The following is a 23,363-nucleotide window of genomic DNA, read 5'->3' as shown; positions in this document are numbered from 1 at the left end:
TGGAATTACTGAACGTCCGGTTGGTAATTCCGCGCGGGTGCCACACCGCGCGACACGGCGAGAGGGTCGGGCCCCATGGTTTTGCTCCGCAGCTACGTCTCCGGCGGCTGGCACACGGCGACGGACGAGGGGACGCCGCTGCACGACGCGGCGACCGGCGAGGAGGTCGCGCGCGTCTCGTCGACCGGCGTCGACTTCGCCGGCGCGCTCGACTACGGCCGCCGCGTGGGCGGTCCCGCCCTGCGTGAGCTCACGTTCCACCAGCGTGCGGCCCTGCTCAAGGCCCTCGCGTCGCACCTGCGCGAGCACCGCGAGGAGCTCTACGCGGTGTCGGCGCGCACCGGCGCCACGCTGGGCGACTCGAAGTTCGACGTCGACGGCGGCATCGGCGTGCTGTTCAGCTACGCCTCGAAGGGCAAGCGTGAGCTGCCCAACGGCACCGTGTACCTCGACGGTGCGGTGGAGCCACTGAGCAAGGGCGGCACCTTCGTCGCGCAGCACATCGCCGTGCCGCTGCACGGCGTCGCGATCCAGATCAACGCGTTCAACTTCCCTGTGTGGGGGCCGCTGGAGAAGTTCGCGCCCGCGTTCCTCGCCGGGGTGCCGAGCCTGATCAAGCCCGCGAGCCAGACGGCGTACCTCACCGCGAAGCTCGTCGAGCTGATCATCGACTCCGGCATCCTGCCCGAGGGCTCGCTGCAGTTCATCGCCGGCAGCGTCGGCGACCTGCTCGACCACGTGACCGCGCAGGACCTGGTGTCGTTCACCGGTTCCGCGTCCACCGCGCAGAAGCTGCGCGCGCACCCGGCGGTCGTGCGCAACTCCGTGCGCTTCAACGCGGAGGCCGACTCGCTGAACTGCTCGATCCTCGCGCCCGACGCGCGGCCGAGCACGCCGGAGTTCGATCTGTTCGTGAAGCAGCTGGTCACGGAGATGACCGTGAAGGCCGGCCAGAAGTGCACCGCGATCCGCCGCGCGTTCGTGCCGGAAGAGATGCTCGACGACGTCGCCGAGGCCGCGAGCGCGCGCCTGGCGAAGGTCGTGGTCGGCAATCCGACCGCCGAGGGTGTGCGCATGGGTGCGCTGGCCAGCCTGGAGCAGCGCGAAGAGGTCCGCCGCTCGCTCAAGGCCCTGCTCGACGCCGGCAGCGTCGTCTACGGCGACCTGGAGCACGTCGACGTGGTCGGCGCCGACGAGTCGACCGGCGCGTTCATGTCGCCGGTGCTGCTGAAAGCCGACCCGCAGCGTTCGGAGCCGCACGAGGTCGAGGCGTTCGGGCCGGTGTCCACGCTGATGCCCTACACCTCGATCGAGCAGGTCATCGAGTTCGCCGCGCGCGGCGGCGGCAGCCTCGCCGGGTCGATCGTCACCGGCGACCCGGAGTTCGCGCGGACGATCGTGCTGGGCGTCGCGCCGTACCACGGCCGGCTGCTGGTGCTCGACGCCGACGACGCGAAGGAGTCGACGGGCCACGGCTCGCCGATGCCGCAGCTCGTGCACGGGGGTCCCGGTCGCGCCGGCGGTGGCGAGGAGATGGGCGGCATCCGCGGCGTGCTGCACCACATGCAGCGCACGGCCGTGCAGGCCAGCCCGAAGGTGCTCAGCACCGTCACCGGCCGCTGGATCGAGGGCGCGCCGCGCGTGGAAGGTGACCACCCGTTCCGCAAGTCGCTGGCCGAGCTGCGCGTCGGCGACTCCGTGGTGGCGGGCCCGCGCACGGTGTCCCGCGCCGACATCGACCACTTCGCCGAGTTCACCGGCGACACGTTCTACGCCCACACCGACGAGGCCGCCGCGGCGGCGAACCCGCTGTTCGGCGGGATCGTCGCCCACGGCTACCTGGTCGTGTCGTTCGCCGCCGGCCTGTTCGTCTCGCCGGAGCCGGGCCCGGTGCTCGCCAACTACGGACTGGAGAACCTGCGGTTCCTCACGCCGGTCAAGGAAGGCGACGCGCTCACCGTGACGCTGACCGCCAAGCAGATCACCCCGCGCATCGACCAGGAGTACGGCGAGGTCCGCTGGGACGCCGACGTCGTGAACCAGACCGGCGATTCCGTGGCGAAGTACGACGTGCTGACGCTCGTTTCGAAGGAGCAGCCGTGACCGCTGTCGCTTCCGAAGAAGACTTGCTCGGCCATTTCGAGCACACCATCGAGCGCGACCAGCGCATCGAGCCGCGCGACTGGGTGCCCGAGGGCTACCGCAAGACGATGATCCGCCAGATCGCGCAGCACGCGCACTCGGAGATCATCGGCATGCAACCCGAGGGCAACTGGATCACGCGCGCGCCTTCCTTGCGGCGCAAGGCGATCCTGCTCGCGAAGGTGCAGGACGAGGCCGGCCACGGGCTCTACCTGTACTCGGCGGCGGCCACGCTGGGCGCGGACCGCGCGGACCTCACCGACAAGCTGATCAGCGGCCGGCAGAAGTACTCGTCGATCTTCAACTACCCGACGCTGACCTTCGCCGACGTCGGCGTGATCGGCTGGCTGGTCGACGGCGCGGCGATCTGCAACCAGGTGCCGCTGTGCCGGTCGTCGTACGGGCCGTACGCGCGGGCGATGATCCGGATCTGCAAGGAAGAGTCGTTCCACCAGCGGCAGGGGTACGAGCTGCTGATGACGATGATGCGCGGCACGCAGCAGCAGCGCGATATGGTGCAGGAAGCCGTGAACCGCTGGTGGTGGCCGTCGCTGATGATGTTCGGTCCGCCCGACGCGGAGTCGCCGAACACCGCGCAGTCCATGGCGTGGAAGGTCAAGCGGCACACCAACGACGAGCTGCGGCAGCGTTTTGTCGACATGTCGGTGCCGCAGGCGGAGGCGCTGGGCGTCACGTTCCCGGACCCCGACCTGCGCTGGAACGCCGATCGCGAGCACTACGACTTCGGTGCCGTCGACTGGGACGAGTTCAAGAACGTGTTGCAGGGCAACGGCCCGTGCAACAAGCAGCGCGTTGCGCATCGGAAGCAGGCCCACGACGACGGTGCCTGGGTGCGTGAGGCCGCTGTGGCACACGCTGCCAAATCGCAGTTGGGGGGTCCAGGGGGGCTCGCCCCCCGGCCGGGGTCTGGGGCTCGGCCCCAGGAAACAGAGGAAGGTTCGCGATGAAGCACGATTGGCCGTTGTACGAGGTGTTCGTGCGGGGCAAGCGCGGCCTGAACCACGTGCACGTGGGCTCGCTGCACGCCGCGGACGACCAGATGGCGCTGCACAACGCCCGTGACCTCTACACGCGGCGCAACGAGGGCGTGTCGATCTGGGTCGTGCGCGCTTCGGACATCACCGCGTCCTCGCCGGACGAGAAGGACCCGTTCTTCGCGCCCAGCGGCGACAAGGTGTACCGGCACCCGACGTTCTACGACATTCCCGACAACGTTCCGCACATGTGAGGCCTTGATGTCCTTCGACAACGTCTACGAGGCCATCACCGAGGACAACGACGCCCGGTGGGCCTTCGGCACCGGCTTCGCCGACCCGCTGTCCGGTGTGGACACTTCCGTTCCGCCTTCGCTGGATGCTTCGGCGTTGGCCGCGTACTGCCTGATGCTGGGTGACGACGCGCTGGTGTTCTCCCACCGCCTCCAGGAGTGGGTCACGAACGCGCCGGAGCTCGAAGACGAGGTGGCGATCGCCAACATCGGCCTCGACCTGCTCGGCCAGGCCCGCCTGCTGTTGGCGCGCGCCGGCAAGGCCGACGGCACCGACCGCTCGGAGGACACGCTCGCGTTCCTGCGGGCCGAGCACGAGTTCCGCAATGTCCGGCTCGCCGAGCTTGGTGGGGGCCACTTCGGCCACCTGATGGCGCGGCTGCTCGTGTTCTCGACCTGGCGGCTGGCGTTGCTGCAGCAGCTCGAGTCCGATGCCGCCTCCGCAGGAGGGAGTACGTCGGCGGAGTCCAGTGTGGACCCAGTGCTCTCGGCGATCGCGGCCAAGGGCGTGAAGGAGCTGGCCTACCACCGCGACTACGCGGCGCAGTGGGTCGTGCGGCTCGGCGACGGCACCGAACTGTCGCACGAGCGCATGCAGGAGGGCCTCGACGCGGTGTGGCCGTACGTCGACGAGCTGTTCAAGACGCACCCGCTGGAGCTGGTGGACGCGGCTACTTTGCGCCCGGAGTTCGACGTCGTCCTCGACCAGGTGCTGGCCGCGGCGACGCTGGAGCGGCCGACTTCGGGTGCCGTGGCCGGCGTGTCCGGCCGGACCGGGCGCGACGGCGTCCACACGGAGCAGATGGGGTTCCTGCTGGCGCAGCTGCAGAGCGTGGCGCGGGCGATGCCGGACGCGACATGGTGACCGCGCTGGCCGTGGCCGCCACGGTGACCGACCCGGAGCTGCCGATGCTCACGCTCGCCGACCTCGGAGTGCTGCGGTCGGTGTCCGAAGAGGACGGTCGCGTGACGGTGGCCATCACCCCCACCTACACCGGCTGCCCGGCCATGGACACCATGCGCGACGACCTGGAGCACGCGCTGCTGGGCGCCGGCTACGCCGACGTCGAGATCCGCACGGTGCTCGAACCGGCGTGGACCTCCGACTGGATCTCGGCCGACGGGCGGCGCAAGCTCGCCGAGGCCGGCATCGCGCCGCCGGGTGCCGCCCCGCGGCGGGCGAGTGGACCGGTGCCGCTCACGTTGTCACCGCCCGTGTCGCGCATCGCGTGCCCGCACTGCGGGTCGCTCGACACGGTGGAGCAGTCGCGGTTCAGCGCCACCGCGTGCCGGGCGCTGCGCCGCTGCCGCGCGTGCCTGGAACCGTTCGAACACGTCAAGGAGATCTGAGTTGACCAGCACGATTTCCCGGCGCACCGGCTTCCACTCCCTGCGGGTGGCCGACGTCGAGCGGCTGTGCGACGACGCGGTCGCCGTGACCTTCGACGTGCCGGAGGAGCTGGCCGAGACGTTCGCCTTCGCGCCCGGCCAGTCGCTGACCTTGCGCCGCACCGTCGACGGCCGGGACGAGCGCCGGTCGTACTCGATCTGCGCTCCGGCCGGCCGGCGGCCACGCGTGGGCGTGCGCCTGGTTCCCGAGGGCGTGTTCTCGTCGTGGCTCGTGCAGGACGTGCGCCCTGGTGACGTCGTCGAGGTCTCCGCACCGACGGGGACCTTCACGCCGGATCTGACCACGGGCGGTCACCACGTGCTGATCGCGGCCGGCTCGGGCATCACGCCGGTGCTGTCGATCGTCGCGTCGCTGCTCGCGACGCCGGACGCCACCGTCACCGTGCTGTACGGCAACCGCCGCACGGACACGGTGATGTTCGCCGACGAGCTGGCCGACTTGAAGGACCGCTACCCGGCGCGGCTGGAGCTCATCCACGTGCTGTCGCGGGAACCGCGCGAGGCCGAGCTGTTCACCGGCCGCCTCGACGCCGACAAGCTGCGCGTGTTGTTCGGCTCGCTGGTGCCGGTGGAGTCGGTGGCCCACTTCTGGCTGTGCGGGCCGTTCGGGATGGTCGCCGCCGCGCAGGAGGTGCTGACGGCCCTGGGCGTGCCGGAGTCGAGTGTCCACCAGGAGCTGTTCTACGTGGACGACGTGCCGCCGGAGCCGGTCAAGCACGTCGACCCGGCCGTGGCCGGCGCCGCGTCGGAGGTCACGCTCATCCTCGACGGCCGTTCGACGACGATGAGCCTGCCGCAGGAATCGTCCATTCTGGACGGTGCGCAGAAGTTCCGGCCGGACCTGCCGTTCGCCTGCAAGGGCGGCGTGTGCGGAACGTGCCGGGCGCGCGTCACCGACGGTGCGGTGGACATGCGGCGGAACTTCGCGCTGGAGAAGGCCGAGGTGGACGCGGGGTTCGTGCTGACGTGCCAGTCGCACCCGGCGAGCGAGCGCGTGACGGTGGACTACGACGCTTGATCAGCGCCTGCGGCGCCGGCGCCGGGACCCCAGCGTGAGGTCTTCGGGACTGTCCGGTTCGGTGGCGGGGCGGGTGGTGTCGGGCAGGCCCATGGCCTCGGCCGCGCGTTCCTGGGCCTCCGCGAACTTCCCGGACGGCCCGTCCTGGGCCCGCCGCAGCACCGACGTCCGCAGCCGGTTGTACCCGCGCACGGCGACGGGCCGGCGGGACCGCAGGTCGTACTCCGGCAGGTGCTCCAGCTCGGCCGCCAGCTCGCGGTCGACCAGCACCGTGCCGGGGCGCGCGACGGACGTGAGCCGCGCTGCGAGGTTCACGACGGAGCCGTAGACGTCGCCGAAGCGGGACAGCACCCGCCCCGAAGCCAGCCCCGCGCGGACCGCTGGCAGGTCGTCCGACGCCGACGCGCGTTCGGTGAGCGTGAGGGCGATCTCGGCGCCCGAGCCGGGGGAGTCGGTGACGAAGAAGACCTCGTCGCCGATCATCTTCACGATCCGGCCGCGGTGGTCGGCGACCACACCCGCGGCCAGTGACTCGAACGCGTCGAGCACGTGGCTGAGCTCGTCCTCGTCGACCTCGCGGGTCATCTTGGTGTAGCCCACCATGTCGACGAAGCCGACGACCTGCGGCCGCGCCTCCAGGTCCTCGTCGGTCGCGAAGGCGCGCCCGGCGTACGCCACGAGGTGACGGCGCCACACGAAGTTCTGCACCTGCTCCAGCTCGGGCAGCAGCCGCGCGACGAGCTTGGTGACCTGGCTGTCGTCGAGGCCCGGGTTTCCGGCGATGAGCGACCACAGCATGTGCACCTGCCACTCGGCCAGGCGCGACAGGTGCTGGCCGAGCGCGCGCGTCACGGCGACCTCGAGGTTGCGCGCCACGAGCCCGGACGCGATGAGCTGGTCGGCGGTGCGCATGGCCTCGACGTCGGCGTCGGTGAACACCACCTCGTCGTCCTCGGCCGCCGCGAACCCGAGCGCGCGCCACAGCCGGCGCGAACGTTCCTCGGGCACCCCGGCCTTTCGGGCCACTTCGAGCCGGGTGTACTTGCGCGGCCCGCCGAGGAGGAGCTTCTCCAGCTGGTGCTGCACCTCAGGGGTTTCGGCCACGGCTCAGGTCGTGTGCACGATCAGCACGTCGACACCCGACTTGCGCGCCACCTCCGCCGGCACCGAGCCGAGGATCCGCCCGGCGAGCGTGTTGAGACCGCGGTTGCCCACCACGAGCAGATCGGCCGACGTCTCGTGCACGACCTTCCGCAACGCGTGCACCGGCTCCCCGTTCACGGCGATGGTCTGGATGTCCTTCGCCCCCGCCTTCGCGGCCCGATCGCGCGCACTCTGCAACGTGTCCTCCGCCGGCGCCGACCCGACGACCTGGTAGGCCTCGTCGCCCAGCTCGTCCTGCGCCTGCTCCACGTCGTGCTTGCTGGCGGGGTAGTACGCACACACCACGACCAGCTTCGCCTCGGCATCCGCGGCCACCCCCGCCGCCCGATCCACCGCGGCGAACGACGAGTCCGACCCGTCCGTCCCCACCACCACGGTCCGATAGACAGCCATCCGAAACCTCCCGGCGATCCCGAATCGGGGCAGCTCCGCCCCTCTTGTCGGGGGAAGGTTACTCGCCAGTTGGCTCGCCCGCCGTTCGCCTCGGCTCCGCCGGGGCGAACGGCGGGCTCGCTGGTGTTTTTTGCCCCGGCTCCGCCGGGGCGGCGAGATCGCCTTTGAGCCGGTGCCGGGATCGAGCGGTCTGATCGGCCTGGCGGCCGATCGCACCGCCCGATCCCAACACCGGCGCGATCTCGCGTTGTGGTCGCCTTCCGGGCCTGGTCGTTCGGGGGCTTCGTCTGCTGAGGGTGGTTGAGTCCGCACCCCGAGACGGCGGCCGAAATGTCTGAGGTGAGTGGGGGGCGATCTCGCGTGGTGGTCGACTGGAGGGCGTGGTGATTCGGGGGCTTTGTCTGCTGAGTCCGGATATGCCGCTGCCTCGGGGAGGTGGCCGGAGGGTCTGAGGCGGGTTGGGTGCGGTCTCGTGTTGTGATCGTTTTCAGGGCCTGGTCGTTCGCGGGCTTCGTCAGCTGAGGGCGGCTGAGTTCGCACCCCGAGACGGCGGCCGAAGGGTCCGAGGCGAGTTGGGGGCGATCTCGCGGGGTGGTCGCCTGAAGGCCTGGTCGTTCGGGGCTTTGTCTGTTGAGGCGGGATGTGTCGCTGCGTCGGGGAGGTGGCCGGAGGGTCCGAGGCGAGGTGGGTGCGATCTTGCGTTATTGGTCGCCTTCAGCGCCCGGTGGCCGCGGGCGCGTCAGCCGAGGGCGGGGGTGGCTGCACCCGGTGAAGCCGAAGAGGCAATGGTGGCGGCCGAGGTGGGTTGGGGGTGTCGGCGGCTGGTACCGCGCGGGTGGGTTGCCGGCGGTGGCCTTGCTCCAGGCTGAGTGGGCCGGCGGCTGGTGGTCGAGACCGCGCGTTATCGGCGGTCAAGTGTGGGGTTGGCCCGCAGCGTGTTTGAGCTGTTCAAGGGGAGAACTTCGTGACTTCGCCGTCGGCAGCGGTCAGTGTGAGCGCCCAACCGCGAGAGCGATCGAGCCGGGGTCGCGGTGCTCGCCGCGGCCCCGGCTCGGCCGGGTCTGGAGGGTGCTTGCCTTGGCCCGGAGGTCAGTCGCCGGTGGGTTTGCCGGGGTGGCCGGAGGCGGGTTGGGGCTGGGGCTTGGGCTTGGGGACGTCGCTGGTGCGGAGGCGGACCGTTTTCTCGACGTCGCCTTCCGCCGAAGCCGAAGCCGAGCTGGAGCTCGAACCCGCGCTCGAACCCAAACCCGAGCCGGTCGAAGCAGCGGGGGCAGCGGCCGCGACCGGGGTCTTCGGCTCGATGGAGGCCTTGATGTCCGCCGGCACCAGTGTGTCCGTCTCGCCGAGGACGTGGTGGGCCTCGGCGAGCACGGTGCGCGCCTGGCGGACCTGTTCGGCGAGGCTGGTGCGGACGTTGCGCAGCGCCTCGACGCGTTCGTTGGCCTGCGTGATGCGGCGGTTGGACTCGTCGGTGGCTGTGCGGACGCGGCGGCGGGCCTCGTCGGCGGCTTCGGCGAGGCGGGCGTTGGCCTCGGTGATCGAGTCCTGCTTGCGCTTGTTCGCGTCGGCGACGGACTCGCGCTGGCGGCGCTCGATGTCGGCGCGGGCGGCTGTTTCCTCTTCCAGCACCTTGGCGCGGATGGCGGCGGCGTCCTCGGCGGCTTCGCGCACGCGGCGCTCGGCTTCGGCCTTCGACGCGGCCTCCTGCTCGGCCAGCACGCGCATCGCCTCGGTGCGGCGGGCGGCCATGGCGATCTCGAAGTCCTCTTCGACCTGCGTGCGGCGGGCCTCGGACTCCGCGTCGAGCTTGTTGCGCTCGGCCTCGGCCTTGTCGGTGATCGACTTCGCCTCGGCGCGGGCGTCCTCGAGGACCTTGCGGTGCTCGGCTTCCATCTCCTTGCGGCGCAGGTCGAGCTCGGTGAGCAGCTGCTCGTACCGCGCGCGCATGGCGCTGGCGTCGGTCTCCGCCTTGGCGCGGATGTGGCCGGCCTCGGCCTCGGCGCGCGCCCGCGTGTCGGCGGACTCGTCCTGCGCCAGGCGCAGCATCCGCTGCAGGCGCTCGGACAGGCCCTCGACGCTCGTCGGCGGCTGCGCCAGCCGGTCGACCTGCCCGCGCAGGTCGGCGATCTCACCGCGCGCGATCTCCAGCTGCCGGGCCAGATCACCCGCCTGGGCGATGGCGGCGTCGCGGTCGCCGGTGAGCATCTTCAGGTCGGCATCGAGCCGTTCCAGATGTTCGTCGACCTGCGCTCGGCTGTACCCGCGCTTCGCCACGTCGAAGCCGGCTCCCAGCGGCACAAGCTCCCGTTCCTCGCCAAGGCTCATGGCCCTACCGTAGCCGCTACGGGGTCACGGACGGGTGAGCACCCACGGTGTCCGGACGAGCCTGCGCCGAGCGGCCGAACACAGTAGCCCGATGGCCGAAAACCACGCCGGAACCGGTTGTGCGCAACTGTGACCCACAGATCTTGACCGGCCGGCCAACCAAGGCGCATGATCGAAGCAGGGAAACTTCCTGAACAGCAGGTTCTCTGCGGAGGTGAGCACGAATGAGTGAAGTCTCGACGCGCGCCTGGACCCGGCCCCACGACTGGGCCGAGGTCGTCATCGGTGTTGTCGCCGCTCTTTCACCCCTTTGGCTGAGCACGGACACGATGACGATGTGGACGATGGTGATCCTCGGTGCGCTGATCGCCATCGACGGCCTGGTGTCGCTCGCGGCGCCCGGTGCCGTCTACGGCGAGGGCATCCAGGTCGTCCTCGGGGTGTTGCTGTTCATCGCGCCGTGGGTGATGGGGTACACCGAACTCAACGGGGCGTCCTGGACGTCCTGGGTAGCCGGTGCGCTCACGATCATCGCCGGCGCCGCCGCGATGCCGATGGCCACCGCCGCCCACCGGACGGCGATGCCGCACTGAAGGAGCTGACATGACGGATGACTCGGCGAAGGAGCGGATCCTCTGCGCGGCTGAAGCGCTCTTCGCCGAGTCCGGCTTCGACGCCACCCCGACGTCCCGCATCGCGGAGCGCGCCGGGGTGCCGAAGGGTCTGGTCCACTACTACTTCCGCCGCAAGTCCGACCTGCTGGCGGCCCTGGTCGCGCGGCTGCCCGACGAGAACATCGAGCCCGCCGCCGTCGTGGTGCCCGGTGACCTCGCCGGGTCGCTGCGCCGGCTCGTCTCGGAGCTCGACCGCCGCTTCACCGGCTCACTCGGCCTCTCCCACGTCCTCTGGCGCGAGGCCGACACCCACTACGTCGTGCGCGACGCCCTCGGAGAACGCTTCCAGCACCTCGTGCGCCTGGTCCGCGCGGTGATCGTGGCCGCCACGGGCGGGCGCCTCGCCGTCGCCGACCTCGACAGCGCCTCCGGCCTGCTCGCCCGCGCCGTCAGCCACCGCCACGCCACGGCCCGCCACTCCGGCGACGACCTCCCGGCCGAGTTCGACGGCGAGCTCGTCTTCCTGGCCAACGCGTTGTCGGCGAAGGCGAAAGAGTCCTAGCGAGCGGCCGGTTCCGGAGTCAGTCCGCCGCGGGCATCAGGGTGCCGTTCCATCGGACGGCCTGCGGGAGCCGCCCCGTCTTGAGCAGTTCAAGCAGGGCGTTCGTGAATTGGTCGAGCGGGATTCCGGATCCCGCGGGGAAGCCGGTTTCGGAATCGGTGACTTCCGGTGATGCGGGGTCGCCGATGGCGTAAGCGGCGATCATCTCCTCGCCGTTGTAGAGGAGATAGCCGTAGCCGTGCTGGACATGGACGTCGACGACGCCGTGTTCGGATTCCACGGTGGCGGTGAAGACGCCGTCCTGAGCCAGCAGATCGACCAGCTGCCGCACGTCGTCCGCGCTGGTGAGCCGGCGGTTGAACCCGCCTTCCTCACCGTTTTGGAAGGTGGGGCCATACGCGGTGAGACTCACGCGTCTTCCTCCCGTCCTGTGTAGGTGATGGTACCGCCGTCCGGTTGGACGACGTGGAGGGTGGAGCCGGGAGCAAGGAACGTGGTCTCGAGCTGCTTGTCGCAGGTCAACGGAGCTGAGCGGTCGAACTCTCGGGTACCGCACACCGAACGGTCGACGACTACCGTCTCTTCGGTCAGGCCCCGGTTGCGCATCTCGATCGCGACCTTGACCTCCATATGCGCGGCCAGCCGCGCGACCTTCCTCCGAGCAGGTGGAAGGTTCGCGGCAACGAACTCGTTGACCCGCGGGTAGTACTCGTCGCCAGTGCCGCTGCGGATCGGAATGATCGTGCCATCGGAGCGCACCCATTCCCCTTTCGCCGGCGACGAACCGATGGGTGAATTGCCGACGCGGTCACGGGCCCGCTGTACTCGCTGCTGCTCCGCGGGTACGGGCGTTGGTGAAGACTTTCTAGGCGGCCCTGCTGGACGCGCTCCGGGGTGAATCTACGAGCCGCCGGCGATAGCAGCAGCGACTGCCTCCAGCTGCTGGGCTAGGCCTTGGAGCTGCGCGCCGACGGTCTGGCCGATCTCCTGGCTGACCTTCTGGATCTCGGCAACGACCGCTTCGTGAGGAGTGCCGCCGACAATCGCGGCGGCCTGGGTGGCGACGCTGTCCAGCTCCTGGGTGATCGCCTGAGCAGCGGCCAAAGGCAGGCTGGTTGCGAGGGCTTGGAGCTGACTGGCGGCTTCCTGGAGTTGGCTGGCCATGCGGCGGGTCCTCCGGGCTGTGGCGGCGGTGCGTAAGGGAGATCAAGTATGACGGGTCGGCACGACAGAAAGATGCCGTTGCCGAAGTTCGTCGAGCTGACCTTCGGGTTCTCCGCCTGTTCAAGGCCCACTTCTCGCGGACACGCCCGCGAGTCCTAGTGCGCCGCCGGTTCCACCAACTCCACCAGCACCCCACCAGCGTCCTTCGGGTGCACGAAGTTCACCCGGCTGTTCGACGTCCCACGCTTGGCCTCGTCGTACAGCAGCCTCAGCCCTTGCTCCCTCAACGCAGCCGCGGCGGCGTCCACATCGGACACCCGGAAGGCGAGCTGCTGCAGGCCGGGACCGTTGCGCCCGAGGAACTTCGCGATGGTCGAGTCGTCGCGCAGGGGCGCGAGGAGCTGGATCATCGTCTCGGTGCCCGCGGTGCCGGGGGCGCGCAGCATCGCTTCGCGGACGCCCTGCTCCTCGTTCACCTCCTCGTGCGCGACCTCCAGGCCGAAGTGCTCCTTGTGGAACGCGATCGCTTCGTCGAGGTCGGGAACCGCGATCCCGACGTGGTCGATCGCGGTCACGAACGGGGTGAGCACGGCTTGGATGGACTCAGTGTTCATGGGGGCAGGATAAAGGCCACTACCCTGGTGAAGCCCCCTGAAATCCACGGAGTCCATCCAAGACGTGCGCCCCCTCACACTGGCTCCATCAAGAAGCCGTAGGCCCGGGTACAGTCGTGAGACTGTAGGTGTTCCTAATTCTTGGGAGGACGACGTGTCCGGTTCCGTGATCCTGGGTGCGGCCCGTACCCCCATCGGGCGGCTGCTCGGCTCGCTGAAGGACTTCACCGGTGCGCAGCTCGGTGGCATCGCCATCAAGGCCGCGCTGGAGCAGGCCGGGGTTTCGCCGTCCGAGGTCGAGTACACGATCATGGGCCAGGTCCTCACCGCGGGCGCGGGCCAGATCCCGGCGCGCCAGGCCGCCGTCGCCGCGGGCATCTCGATGGACGTCCCGGCGCTCACGATCAACAAGGTGTGCCTCTCGGGCCTCGACGCCATCGCGCTCGCCGACCAGCTCATCCGCGCCGGCGAGTTCGACCTCGTCGTGGCGGGCGGCCAAGAGTCGATGACGCAGGCGCCGCACCTGCTGCCGAAGTCCCGCGGCGGCTTCAAGTACGGCGACGTGACCATGCTCGACCACATGGCCTACGACGGCCTCTTCTGCGCGTTCGACCAGGTCGCCATGGGCGCCTCGACGGAGAAGCACAACGCGCGTTACGGCATCACGCGCGAGCAGCAGGACGAGTTCTCCGCGCGCTCCCACCAGCGCGCCGCCGCCGCCATCGAGGCCGGCTTCTTCCGCGAGGAGATCGCGCCGGTCACCATCCCGCAGCGCAAGGGCGACCCGATCGTCTTCTCCACCGACGAGGGCGTCCGCGCCGACACCACCGTCGACGGCCTCGCCAAGCTGCGCCCCGCCTTCGCCTCCGACGGCACCATCACCGCCGGCTCGTCGTCGCAGATCTCCGACGGTGCCGCGGCCGTGATCGTCGCCAGCCCCGAAAAGGCCGCCCAGCTGGGCCTCACCCCGCTGGCCGAGATCGGCGCCCACGGCGTCGTCGCCGGCCCCGACGCGTCGCTGCACGAGCAGCCGTCCAACGCCATCCGCAAGGCTCTGGCGAAGGCCAAGCTCGACGTCGGCGACCTCGACCTGGTGGAGATCAACGAGGCGTTCGCCGCGGTCGGTGTGGTCGCCAGCGAGAAGCTCGGCCTGGACCCGTCGAAGGTCAACGTCAACGGCGGCGCCATCGCCCTGGGCCACCCGATCGGCGCCTCGGGCGCCCGCCTTGCGGTGCACCTGATCCACGAACTGCGCCGCCGCGGCGGCGGCCTGGGCGCCGCTGCGCTCTGCGGCGGTGGCGGCCAGGGTGACGCGCTGCTGCTGCGGGTTCCCGCGGCCAAGTAGTTTTCGGTTCGGCTGAAGGCCGGGCAGCCCGTTGCGGCTGCCCGGCCTTTGTCGTCGGCGGACGCGTCAGACGTGCTGATTTCGATCTTCCGCGGCGACTGCTGCATCCGGGTGATTGCCGTCGAAGATCACCCGCCCCTCGTTCCTCCTGGCAATAATCCGAACGCGGACAGTGACCAGGAGGGGGAGCGAATGGTGCTGAGCGCGCACGCGAAGAGGCAGGTCCAACGTCAGGCGGCGGAGCTGCTGGCGAAGCGCTTTCCGGATTTGGACTCGTTGCGGCGCAACGTGTTCGGCGAGTTGGTGGCGCACACGGCGGAAGGCTGGCACGTTCTGCTCCGGTCGGATCTGCCCGCGCCGGCGGAAACCGCCGACGCGTTCCTGCTGGGGCCGGCCGGGGTGTTCGCCGTGGTCGTCGCGGACCGGCCGCCCGAGTCGGGTCAGGCCGTGCTGAGGCACGCCGAAGAGCGGTTCGCGTCGATCCGCGGTTCGCAAGGCCGCCTGCTTGCGCCGACCGCCATCACGCTCGTGGTGATCGGCGGTGCCACCCGGTCGCCGCGCGGAGCCGGGCCGTACTGGGTGCTTCCGGTGGCGGACCTGGACAAGGTGCTCCGCCGGGGCGACGCCGGGCTGACCCGTCGCCAGGTGGCCGAATTGGCGTCGGCCGTGGTCCAGCGGTTGCCCGAGTACTCGGCCCTGTCGGTGAAGACACCCGAGCGCGAGCCTGAAGCAGCCGGGCTGCTGGCCGCGCAGGACGTCGCCGAAGGCCAGCTGACGGCAGCGTTGAAGAGGCCGTTCGAGAGCTGGATGACGTTCCTGCACCCGCAGCAGCACGCCATCGTCGCGCGCGAGTACGGCGGCCCCGCCCGGATCAGCGGGCCGGCCGGCACGGGCAAGACGGTGGTCGCGTTGCACCGCATGCGTCACGTGGGCCGGCGGAGCGTGGGCCCGCTGCTGTTCACCACGTTCGTCCGGACTCTGCCGACGGTGCACGCGGCGGCGTTCCGCCGGCTGGCACCCGAGCTGGAGGGGCGCGCGGAGTTCGTGAACCTGCACGCGTGGGTTCGCGGGCTGCTCGCGGGTCGCGGGGTGGAGCTGAACGTGCAGCGCGGCGGCATCGACACCGCGTTCAACCGGGCACGGGCGCGCCATCACGCCGCACTGGAGGAGATCGAACCGGATTTCGAGTACTGGCGCACCGAGGTCGACCGCGTGATCAAGGGCCGAGGGTTGCGGACTCTCGAGGAGTACAAGAAGGTCCCGCGCCGAGGCCGCCGGCTGGCGCTCGGTGACGCGCACCGTGAACGGGTCTGGGCGCTGTACGAGGCGTATCGCGACAATCTCGTCGAGCGCGGGGTGCACGACTACAACGACGTGCTCACCGCGGCGCACGCTTCGCTGGTCGAACGGCCGCTCGACAACCCGTATGCGCTGGTCGTCGTCGACGAGGTCCAGGACATCACGCTCGTCGGCCTGCGATTGCTCCGCGAGGTCGCGGGCGACGGGCCGAACCGGCTGCTGCTCGTCGGCGACGGCCAGCAGCAGGTTTATCCCGGTGGGTGGCGCCTGTCCGACGCCGGCATCCCCGTGCAGGGCCGGGGCGAGGTGCTGAAAGTCAACTACCGCAACCGGTCGGGCATCCTCGACTTCGCGCGCCGCATCGACGCGGGCAACAGCGTCGACGACCTCGACGGTGCCGCGGGCGTCGTGCTGCGCGATGCCGAGGTGGTCAACGACGGCGGACGCACGCAGACGTGGACGGGCAGCAAGGCGGACCTTCCCCGCGCGCTCACTGCGGTGCTGCGGAACGTGGAGCCGGCGCACACCGCGCTGATCACGTTCACCAAACACGACGCCGACGAGTGCCGCCGGCTGTTGGAGAGCGCCGGAGTGGCGACGCAGAGCCTCGAACAGCACACCGGGGAGCCGGATGACCGCGTGAAGGTCGGCACCGTCCACCGCGCGAAGGGACTGGACTTCCAGGCGGTGCTGGCCGTCCAGTTCCCGCTTCGGGACTCCGCGAACAGCGCTGCCGCTCGCCGCGAAGCCGACGAGCTGCGAGACCGGCAGAGGCTCGTCGCGGCGACCCGGGCGCGGGATTTCCTGTGGTGGGGTGTGGTGGAGGACGCGGCGTGAACCGGTCCTCCACCGCCCGTCAGGCGTGCTGCGCCGCTTCGAACAACGGCTTCGTCACCGCCGTGCTGAACTGGGGGCCCACCAGATACCGAGTGCACCCGGCGTCGCGGTCGCACGGCTGGCCCGCGGCGTCGAAGAAGCCGGCCTCCGTGTTGTCGCCGACGACCGTGCCGAGGCCGGTCTTCGGGTTGAAGTCGCGCAGGCGCGGGCCGCCGCTGGAGCCACCGCCCATGACGCACGCCGTGCCCCACTGGTTCGGCGAGTCGAGGAAGTCCGGGGTGCCCGGCCATTCGCGCGTCGGGCCCGTGCAGAACGCCAGGCGCGCGCCTGTGTACTCGGGCAGGCCTTCGCGCGCGGGGTCGGCCGAGGCGCGGGGGTAGCCGAACTGGACCACGTCGGCGCTGCCCGGCCGGTCGAAGCCGATCTTCTGCGCGGCGCCCACCTTGTCCTGCACGGAAACGCCGTGCGCGCCGCGGTTGAGGACCACGAACGCCTGGTCGAAGGTGTCGAACTTCTGCGCGTCGATCTGGTCGTTCGCGAGCCACGTGCTGTCCGCGACGCCGAAGCGGCCGACGAACTTCCCGTACGGCGCCTGCCCGTCGTGGTAGCCCGGGATGAACATCGAGTGGGCGTTCCACTGGTTGTCCTCGCCGAGGAGGTCGGTGTTGTTCACGCAGTGCCCGGCCGTGACGACGGTGCTGCGGTTCGTGCTGTCCACCACGGTGGCCGTGCAGCTGGCGTCCTCGCCGTGGTCGGTGAAGAAGAGCCGGCCGACGGTTTTGGCCACGGCGTTGGCGGTGGTCCAGGGCGCCCCGTCGGGGCCGCCCGTCGGCGGGTTGTCCGACGACGGCTGCGTGAGCGCATTCATCCGTTCGGGGGTCCAGTAGTCGAGCACGGCCTGCTGTTCGGCCGCGGACACGGCCAGGGGCTGCACGACCGGTCCGGTCGCGGCGGACGCGACGGCGGGCAGCGCGCAGGCCACCGCGGCGGCCGCCACCGCGCTGAGGAAGAGGCGAGTGATCATGACCCGCGACGTTAGGGAACGGTTGTCAGGAGCCCGTCAGCGTTTCGTGAGCCTCCCACTTTCGCCGGATGCCGATTGGTTCGAACCCTGCTTATGCTTCCGTGATTGGTTCACTGGGAGGAAACGCATGAAAAAGCTCCTCGTCACCACGTTGGCCGTCGGTTCCCTGCTCGCCGCGTTCGCGCCGGCAGCGGGCGCCGCGACAGTGGCGAACAGCGAGCCCACCACCACCCACGGCGCCTGCCAGTACACGGAAACGCCCGACGAGCCCGCCGCCCGTCCCGTGCCCCTGCCGCCCGACCCGCAGCACACCCCCGACCGCGGCAAGGTCGCAGTCCCCGTGATCACCAACCAGGGGCTGCTTCCGCTGACGCTCGACCGCGCCGAAGCGCCGTGCACGGTGCAGAGCTTCCTGCACCTCGCCCGCCACGGCTTCTTCAACCAGACGACCTGCCACCGGCTCACCGACTACCCGACCCTGAAGGTCCTGCAGTGCGGCGACCCGACGGCCACCGGCGAAGGCGGCCCGGGATATAGCTTCCGCGACGAACTGCCCACCGACCTGCCGCCGGCCTCCAACCCGGCGGCCCGCATCTACTCCCGTGGCCTGGTCGCCATGGCCAACGCCGGCCCGGACACCAACGGCAGCCAGTTCTTCCTCGTCTACGGCGACTCCACCCTGCGCCCCGACTACACCGTGTTCGGCACCGTCGGGCCGCTCGGCCTGAACACCCTCGACCGCGTCGCCGCCGGCGGCATCGTGCCCGAACCGGGCGGCGAACCCACCGACGGCGCCCCGTCGCGCAAGACCAACCTGGAGCTGGTGCTGCCGCTCGGGTTGTAGCTCGATATCTCCCGCAGCGCCTGCACCGGTCAACGCGTGCCCCGGCTTCAGAATCCAGCAGGTGCGGCTCCGCCGGGTTCCCTTGTGGACGGACCGTCGAGGGCACGGCGGGGCCCCACCGTTGCCGGCGGCCGCACGGATCGCGCCGGCCAGGCCCGCTCGTCCGCGGGAGGGCCACCAGCCGAGGTGCACGTCGAGGCCTGAACTCGTCCACACTTCCGGCCCGGGACTGGACCACACGGGTGGGCCCGGTTGCCGCTAGCGTGAACGGCATGTCGAACCGCATCTGCCTCGGGCGCGGTGTGCCCGAGACCTACCCGGCCATGGCCCAGCTCCCGGACCGCGAAGCGTGAGCGCCGCCGAACTCCGGGCGCTGCACGTGCCCGGCCGGCCGCTGGTCCTGCCCAACGCGTGGGACGCCGACTCGGCCCGGCTGGTGGAAGCGGCCGGGTTCCCGGTCGTGGCCACGAGTTCCGCGGCCGTCGCCGCCGCGCTCGGCCACGCCGACGGCGAAGCCGCCCCCGCCGGCGAAATGCTGCTCGCGGCCGCGCGCATCGTCCGGGCGGTGTCGGTGCCGGTGACCGTCGACGCGGAAAGCGGTTACGACCTCATCCCGGCCGAGCTGGTCGACCGCCTGCTGGACCTTGGCGCGGCCGGCTTCAACCTCGAGGACACCGACCACTCACGAAGCGAGCTGCGGCCCGTCACCGACCAAGCCGATCGCCTGGCCGCCCTGCGCCAAGCCGCCGGCCAGGACCTGGTGATCAACGCCCGCATCGACGCGTTCATCGGCGCCCCCGACCCCCACGCCGTCTTCGCCGACGCCGTCACCCGTGGCCAGGCCTACCTCGCGGCCGGCGCCGACTGCGTCTACCCGATCACACTGACCGACCCGGACCTCCTCGCCGAGTTCGTCCGCGAAACCGGCGCCGTCAACGCGTCCCTGCCCCACGGCGGCCCGGGCCTCCCCGCCCTCGCCTCCCTCGGCGTCGCCCGTATCTCCCTGGGCGCGGGCCTGTGGCGTCACATGCGCGGCCTGCTCGGAGGCGTTCTGGATGACCTGGCTGCGGGGAAAGTGCCGTACTGAACCAACAAAGCGGGCCGGGACTCGAGAGTCCCGGCCCGCTCGAAGCAGACAAACCTCAGTGCTGCACAGCTTTCTCCGCATGCGCACCCGTCAGGGCGCGCACCTCCATCTCCGCGTACTTCTTCGCGTTGCGCTCCTTCGACAGCATCGTGCCGAGCCAGCCGAGGAAGAAGGCGACCGGGATGGACACCAGGCCCGGGTTGTCGAGCGGGAACCAGTGGAAGTCGACGCCCTGCAGCATCGACGCGCTCTTGCCCGTCTTCGCGTCGATCGGCTTGCCCGAGACCGCAGGTGAGAAGACAATCAGCACCAGCGAAACGATGAGCCCGCCGTAGATGCTCCACAGCGCGCCCTGGGTGTTGAACCGCTTCCAGAACAGCGAGTACAGGATCGTCGGCAGGTTGGCCGACGCCGCGACCGCGAAGGCGAGCGCCACGAGGAAGGCGACGTTCTGCCCGTTGGCCAGGATGCCGCCGATGATCGCGACCGCGCCGATGACCACGGCGGTGATCCGGGCGACGCGCACCTCCGAACCCGGCTTCGTCTTGCCTCGCTTGATCACGTTCGCGTACACGTCGTGCGCGAACGAGGCCGACGCGGTGATCGTCAGGCCGGCCACCACGGCGAGGATCGTGGCGAACGCGATCGCCGAGATCAGGCCCAGCAGCACGGGCCCGCCGAGGTTGAGCGCGAGCAGCGGCGCCGCCGAGTTCACGCCGCCCGGGGCGGCCTTGATCTCGTCGGGGCCGACCAGTGCGCCGGCGCCGTAGCCGAGGACCAGCGTGAACAGGTAGAACACGCCGATCAGTACGATCGCCCAGACCACCGAGCGGCGGGCGTCGCGGGCGGTCGGCACGGTGTAGAAGCGCATCAGCACGTGGGGCAGGCCCGCGGTGCCGAGGACCAGCGCGATGCCGAGCGAGAAGAAGTCCAGTTTGGACGTTCCCGTGGCGCCGTACTGCTTGCCCGGCCCGAGCAGCGTCTCACCGGCCTTGCCCGCCTTGTCGACGGCGCCCTGCAGCAGCGCCGAGAAGTTGAAGCCGTACTTGCCGAGCACCCACAGCGTCATCGCGAGCGCGCCGACGATGAGCAGCACGGCCTTGATGATCTGCACCCACGTGGTGCCCTTCATGCCACCGATGAGCACGTAGGCGATCATGATCACGCCCACCACGGCGATGACCACCGACTGCGCGGCCTTGCCTTCGATGCCCAGCAGCAGCGCCACCAGGCCGCCGGCGCCGGTCATCTGGGCCAGCAGGTAGAAGAACGACACGATCAGCGTCGAGATCGCCGCCGCGGCCCGCACCGGACGCTGCCGCATGCGGAACGCCAGCACGTCGCCCATCGTGAACTTGCCGGTGTTGCGCAGCAGCTCGGCCACGAGCAGCAGCGCGACCAGCCAGGCCACGAGGAAACCGATCGAGTACAGGAAGCCGTCGTAGCCGTACACCGCGATGGCGCCCGCGATGCCGAGGAACGACGCGGCCGACAGGTAGTCACCGCTGATCGCGATGCCGTTCTGCGGGCCGGTGAACGCGCGCCCGGCCGCGTAGTAGTCGGAGGCCGTCTTCGTGTTGCGGCTCGCGCGGAACACGATCACGAGCGTAATCAGCACGAACACACCGAAGATGATGATGTTCAACGTCGGGTTGCTGCCCTCGACGCCTGCTGCGAGGGTTTTCATTCGGACTCCTTCGCGGCCGGGCTCTCGATGTCGTCGCGGATCCGCTCGGACAACGGGTCGAGCTTGCGGTTGGCGTAGCGCACGTACAGCCACGTGATGAGGAACGTCGACACGAACTGCAGCAGGCCGAACAGCAGGCCCACGGTGAAGTTGCCGGCGATCTTCGTGCTCATGAAGCCGTGGGCGTAGTCGGCCAGCAGCACGTAGAGCAGGTACCAGACGAGGAACAGCGCAGTCATCGGGAAGACGAAGCTGCGCAAGCGGTGGCGCAGCTGCCTGAACTCGGCACTCTCCTGTACGTGTTCCCAGTCCATGTCCGGCGGGTCGCCGGTCAGGTCGGTGTCGGTGGGACTCATCGTCACTCCCTCGCGACGCTGCGAATTGTGGTCCGCGCCACAGTAGGGAGGCGAGCGCCCACGAGGAAGCGTCAGCGGTTCAAACGCCGGGCGACACGACGAACGGTCGACGAGCGGTACGCGGGTGCGGACGAATGGGGCGGCTCCGGGCCGGGCGCTCGCTCGTCGAGGTGCAGGCGGAGCATCGCCGCGCCGGCCCAGGACGGCGGGCGGCCGCGCAGGGAGACGGCCACCATCACGCCGAACGCGAGTGGTACCGACCAGGGTGCCGGTTGTGACACCAAGATCGCCACCCAGCCGTCGAGGCGCGGCCCGGCCAGGGCGAACAGGATCGAGCCGGACGACGCGACGAGCCCCGTGACCACGCCGCTGATCGCGCCCGCGGCGGTGAGCCGCGGCCACCAGATGCCGAGCACGAGCAGCGGGCAGAACGTCGACGCGGCCACGGTGAAGCCCCACGTCACGAGCACCCCGGCGTCGAGCTGCGCCGACGGCAGCGACAGCACCACCATCGCCACCGCGACGAACACGACGGTCACCCGCAGGCGGCGCAGGCCCCCGGGCATGAGGTCGTAGGCGATGGCGCCGGACATCACCAGCAGCAGCCCCAGCGACGTTGCCAGGAACGCCGCGAACGCGCCCGCGGTGAGCAGCGCCGTGAACAGCTCGCCGGCCCAGCCGGTGTCCACTTGTGCCGGCAATGCGACGACAACCGTGTCCGTGTCGCCGGAGAGGTAGATCTCGGGCACCAGCACGCGCCCGAGCACGCCGTAGACGCCGGGGAACAGGTAGAACACGCCGAGCAGCGCCACGGTGATCGCGGCGGTCCGGCGGGCGGCGCGGCCGTCCGGGCTGGTGTGGAAGCGCATCAGCACGTGGGGCAGGCCCATGGTGCCCAGCATGGTCGCGATGAGCACGGCCCACGTGCCCAGCAGCGGGTAGCCCTTGTCGAGGTCGAGCAGCGGCCGCTGCCAGTCGGGGCCGCCGAGCGCCGCGCCGTCGCTGACGTCGGGCACAGGCGCGTTGGTGGCGAAGACCAGGCGCTCTCCACTGTGGACGGTCAGCTCACCCGGCGGGAGCGTGCGCGGCCCGGTCGCCGTGACGACGGTGGTGGGCTCGCGCAGGACCACGGTCACGTCGTGCTCGAAGTCCACCGGCGTCTCGTGCGTGAAGCGGGTGAACTCGACGGGCGTGAGCGCGGCGTCGCGGTCGGCGTCGCTCACGTGCAGCACGAGCCACAGCGCGGGCACGAGGAACAGCAGCAGCTTGAGGAAGAACTGGAACGCCTGCACATACGTCGCCGCGCGCATGCCGCCCAGCGCCAGCGTGACGCTCACGGCCGTACCCGCGATGACCACCCCGACCCAGTACGGCGTACCGCCCACGGCCGTGAGCACCAGCCCGGCCGTGCGGAACTGCGGCACGACGTAGATCGTGCCGATCACCAGCACCACGACCGCCGCGATCCGGCGCAGCGCCGGCGAGGCCAGGCGCGCTTCGGCGAAGTCCGGCACCGTCAGCGCCCCGGAGCGCCGCATGGGCGCCGCGACGAGCACGAGCATCGCGATGTAGCCCGCCGTGAACCCGACCGGGTACCACAGCGCGCCGACGCCGTCCTTCACCACGAGCCCCGCCACCCCGAGGAACGACGCGGCCGACAGGTACTCCCCGGACACCGCCGCGGAGTTCACGAACGGCGAGATCCGCCGCGACGCCACCAGGAAGTCCGACGTCGTGCGCATCGCGGCCACCCCGCGCACGCCGATGAGCAGCGTGATGAGCACGACCGGAGTCACCGCCAGCGCGAGGTCCATCAGCGCACCCCGCTCGCGCGGGCCGTCATCGGTCGTCCTCGGCCTTCTCCGCGCGCCGCAGCTGCCAGCGGGCCAGCCCGGCCATCACGGGGTAGGGGAGCAGCGCGATCATCAACCAGGACAACGGAATGCCCCACACGCGCACCGCGTCCAGCCCCGGCGCCACGGCGAACACGGCGGGCAGCCCGAGCACGAGCGCGAACATGGCGACCAGGGCTGGGATGCCGCGTTTGCGTTGCGCGCGGTAGAGCGCGGCGGCGCGTTCGGCGTCGGACGCGCGCAGCCGCGGCATGCGCCACCGCCCGCGCGCCTGCCGGCGGGACCGGGCGAGGCGCGTCTGCGGGCTCATCACGGCGACCCGCCGGACCCGGCTCAC

At 70.6% G+C, this 23,363-nt stretch carries 24 protein-coding genes; 12 read left to right on the top strand and 12 right to left on the bottom strand.

All coding sequences use genetic code 11. The annotated features are described in order from the left end of the window. Nucleotides 1–75 precede the first annotated feature (75 nt). From paaZ to paaE, 6 genes are read left to right on the top strand one after another with little or no spacing between them, the layout of a single operon-like run. On the top strand, nucleotides 76–2,103 hold the full coding sequence (gene paaZ, locus ACFY1H_RS21460; RefSeq protein ID WP_386948731.1) for a phenylacetic acid degradation bifunctional protein PaaZ: 2,028 nt from the start codon (nucleotides 76–78) through the stop codon (nucleotides 2,101–2,103). After that, entirely contained in the window at nucleotides 2,100–3,110 is a 1,011-nt protein-coding gene (gene paaA / locus ACFY1H_RS21455; protein WP_366579137.1) for a 1,2-phenylacetyl-CoA epoxidase subunit PaaA, read from the top strand. Before paaZ ends, paaA begins: the two co-directional genes overlap by 4 nt. After that, nucleotides 3,107–3,391, top strand: a complete 285-nt coding sequence (gene paaB / locus ACFY1H_RS21450; protein ID WP_366579138.1) for a 1,2-phenylacetyl-CoA epoxidase subunit PaaB — start codon at nucleotides 3,107–3,109, stop codon at nucleotides 3,389–3,391. Before paaA ends, paaB begins: the two co-directional genes overlap by 4 nt. A gap of 7 nt (nucleotides 3,392–3,398) precedes the next feature. Further along, nucleotides 3,399–4,295 (top strand): 1,2-phenylacetyl-CoA epoxidase subunit PaaC, encoded by an 897-nt coding sequence (gene paaC, locus ACFY1H_RS21445; protein ID WP_366579140.1) that lies wholly within the window; start codon nucleotides 3,399–3,401, stop codon nucleotides 4,293–4,295. After that, the gene (paaD, locus tag ACFY1H_RS21440; RefSeq protein ID WP_366579142.1) at nucleotides 4,289–4,780 is read left to right on the top strand and encodes a 1,2-phenylacetyl-CoA epoxidase subunit PaaD; all 492 of its coding nucleotides are present in this window, start codon (nucleotides 4,289–4,291) and stop codon (nucleotides 4,778–4,780) included. Before paaC ends, paaD begins: the two co-directional genes overlap by 7 nt. A 1-nt stretch (nucleotide 4,781) precedes the next feature. Further along, nucleotides 4,782–5,858 carry a 1,2-phenylacetyl-CoA epoxidase subunit PaaE gene (gene paaE, locus ACFY1H_RS21435; RefSeq protein WP_386948726.1) on the top strand — a complete coding sequence of 359 codons (1,077 nt, stop codon included), beginning with the start codon at nucleotides 4,782–4,784 and terminating at the stop codon, nucleotides 5,856–5,858. Here paaE and ACFY1H_RS21430 read toward each other — a convergent pair whose 3' ends face one another. The 3 genes from ACFY1H_RS21430 to ACFY1H_RS21420 all read right to left on the bottom strand — a co-directional run bounded on the left by ACFY1H_RS21430 (nucleotide 5,859) and on the right by ACFY1H_RS21420 (nucleotide 9,713). Continuing rightward, nucleotides 5,859–6,962, bottom strand: coding sequence for an adenylate/guanylate cyclase domain-containing protein (locus ACFY1H_RS21430; protein ID WP_366579146.1), 1,104 nt, complete (start codon nucleotides 6,960–6,962; stop codon nucleotides 5,859–5,861). A 3-nt stretch (nucleotides 6,963–6,965) separates the two neighbouring features. Continuing rightward, the gene (locus tag ACFY1H_RS21425) at nucleotides 6,966–7,415 is read right to left on the bottom strand and encodes a universal stress protein (protein ID WP_364055653.1); all 450 of its coding nucleotides are present in this window, start codon (nucleotides 7,413–7,415) and stop codon (nucleotides 6,966–6,968) included. A 1,089-nt stretch (nucleotides 7,416–8,504) separates the two neighbouring features. Further along, entirely contained in the window at nucleotides 8,505–9,713 is a 1,209-nt protein-coding gene (locus ACFY1H_RS21420; protein ID WP_366579361.1) for a chromosome segregation protein, read from the bottom strand. Between the two features lie 251 nt (nucleotides 9,714–9,964). Here ACFY1H_RS21420 and ACFY1H_RS21415 point away from each other — a divergent pair, with 251 nt between their 5' ends. After that, entirely contained in the window at nucleotides 9,965–10,333 is a 369-nt protein-coding gene (locus tag ACFY1H_RS21415) for an SPW repeat protein (protein WP_386948722.1), read from the top strand. Nucleotides 10,334–10,343: 10 nt separating this feature from the next. Next, a complete protein-coding gene (locus ACFY1H_RS21410) occupies nucleotides 10,344–10,916 on the top strand; it encodes a TetR/AcrR family transcriptional regulator (protein WP_386948719.1) in 573 nt (190 codons plus the stop codon). A 19-nt stretch (nucleotides 10,917–10,935) separates the two neighbouring features. Here the strand turns inward: ACFY1H_RS21410 and ACFY1H_RS21405 are convergent, their stop codons facing one another. From ACFY1H_RS21405 to mce, 4 genes are all read right to left on the bottom strand, one after another. Next, nucleotides 10,936–11,328 (bottom strand): Imm1 family immunity protein, encoded by a 393-nt coding sequence (locus ACFY1H_RS21405; protein ID WP_386948716.1) that lies wholly within the window; start codon nucleotides 11,326–11,328, stop codon nucleotides 10,936–10,938. After that, complete coding sequence (locus tag ACFY1H_RS21400) at nucleotides 11,325–11,816, bottom strand: DddA-like double-stranded DNA deaminase toxin (RefSeq protein ID WP_386949381.1); 492 nt, start codon at nucleotides 11,814–11,816, stop codon at nucleotides 11,325–11,327. The genes ACFY1H_RS21405 and ACFY1H_RS21400 overlap by 4 nt, the downstream gene beginning before the upstream one ends. Further along, nucleotides 11,817–12,080, bottom strand: coding sequence for a hypothetical protein (locus ACFY1H_RS21395; protein ID WP_386948713.1), 264 nt, complete (start codon nucleotides 12,078–12,080; stop codon nucleotides 11,817–11,819). Nucleotides 12,081–12,235: 155 nt separating this feature from the next. Beyond that, nucleotides 12,236–12,694 carry a methylmalonyl-CoA epimerase gene (gene mce, locus ACFY1H_RS21390; protein WP_366579152.1) on the bottom strand — a complete coding sequence of 153 codons (459 nt, stop codon included), beginning with the start codon at nucleotides 12,692–12,694 and terminating at the stop codon, nucleotides 12,236–12,238. Nucleotides 12,695–12,848: 154 nt separating this feature from the next. On the opposite strand from mce, the gene ACFY1H_RS21385 reads away from it, so the two are divergent. Together ACFY1H_RS21385 and ACFY1H_RS21380 are read left to right on the top strand one after the other, a co-directional pair. Next, a complete protein-coding gene (locus tag ACFY1H_RS21385) occupies nucleotides 12,849–14,039 on the top strand; it encodes an acetyl-CoA C-acetyltransferase (RefSeq protein WP_366579154.1) in 1,191 nt (396 codons plus the stop codon). 72 nt (nucleotides 14,040–14,111) lie between these two features. Beyond that, nucleotides 14,112–16,175, top strand: coding sequence for a UvrD-helicase domain-containing protein (locus tag ACFY1H_RS21380; RefSeq protein WP_386948709.1), 2,064 nt, complete (start codon nucleotides 14,112–14,114; stop codon nucleotides 16,173–16,175). 19 nt (nucleotides 16,176–16,194) lie between these two features. Here ACFY1H_RS21380 and ACFY1H_RS21375 read toward each other — a convergent pair whose 3' ends face one another. Further along, nucleotides 16,195–17,199 carry a trypsin-like serine peptidase gene (locus tag ACFY1H_RS21375; protein ID WP_386948706.1) on the bottom strand — a complete coding sequence of 335 codons (1,005 nt, stop codon included), beginning with the start codon at nucleotides 17,197–17,199 and terminating at the stop codon, nucleotides 16,195–16,197. 127 nt (nucleotides 17,200–17,326) lie between these two features. Between ACFY1H_RS21375 and ACFY1H_RS21370 the strand changes: the two genes are divergently transcribed. Together ACFY1H_RS21370 and ACFY1H_RS21365 are read left to right on the top strand one after the other, a co-directional pair. Further along, a complete protein-coding gene (locus tag ACFY1H_RS21370; RefSeq protein ID WP_386948703.1) occupies nucleotides 17,327–18,043 on the top strand; it encodes a peptidylprolyl isomerase in 717 nt (238 codons plus the stop codon). Nucleotides 18,044–18,392: 349 nt separating this feature from the next. Further along, nucleotides 18,393–19,130: an isocitrate lyase/phosphoenolpyruvate mutase family protein gene (locus ACFY1H_RS21365; protein ID WP_386948700.1), complete on the top strand. Its 738-nt coding sequence runs from the start codon at nucleotides 18,393–18,395 to the stop codon at nucleotides 19,128–19,130. A 55-nt stretch (nucleotides 19,131–19,185) separates the two neighbouring features. Here ACFY1H_RS21365 and ACFY1H_RS21360 read toward each other — a convergent pair whose 3' ends face one another. The 4 genes from ACFY1H_RS21360 to ACFY1H_RS21345 all read right to left on the bottom strand — a co-directional run bounded on the left by ACFY1H_RS21360 (nucleotide 19,186) and on the right by ACFY1H_RS21345 (nucleotide 23,363). Continuing rightward, entirely contained in the window at nucleotides 19,186–20,817 is a 1,632-nt protein-coding gene (locus tag ACFY1H_RS21360) for a cation acetate symporter (RefSeq protein ID WP_366579164.1), read from the bottom strand. After that, complete coding sequence (locus ACFY1H_RS21355) at nucleotides 20,814–21,173, bottom strand: DUF485 domain-containing protein (protein WP_366579166.1); 360 nt, start codon at nucleotides 21,171–21,173, stop codon at nucleotides 20,814–20,816. Before ACFY1H_RS21355 ends, ACFY1H_RS21360 begins: the two co-directional genes overlap by 4 nt. 71 nt (nucleotides 21,174–21,244) lie before the next feature. Then, on the bottom strand, nucleotides 21,245–22,987 hold the full coding sequence (locus tag ACFY1H_RS21350) for a cation acetate symporter (RefSeq protein ID WP_366579168.1): 1,743 nt from the start codon (nucleotides 22,985–22,987) through the stop codon (nucleotides 21,245–21,247). 25 nt (nucleotides 22,988–23,012) lie between these two features. Then, nucleotides 23,013–23,363, bottom strand: a complete 351-nt coding sequence (locus ACFY1H_RS21345; protein WP_366579169.1) for a hypothetical protein — start codon at nucleotides 23,361–23,363, stop codon at nucleotides 23,013–23,015.

Source organism: Amycolatopsis sp. NPDC001319 (assembly GCF_042896185.1).
Classification (GTDB): Bacteria; Actinomycetota; Actinomycetes; order Mycobacteriales; family Pseudonocardiaceae; genus Amycolatopsis.
The sequence above is the reverse complement of the archived record's forward strand: the minus strand, read 5'-3'. Positions and strand labels throughout refer to the sequence as shown.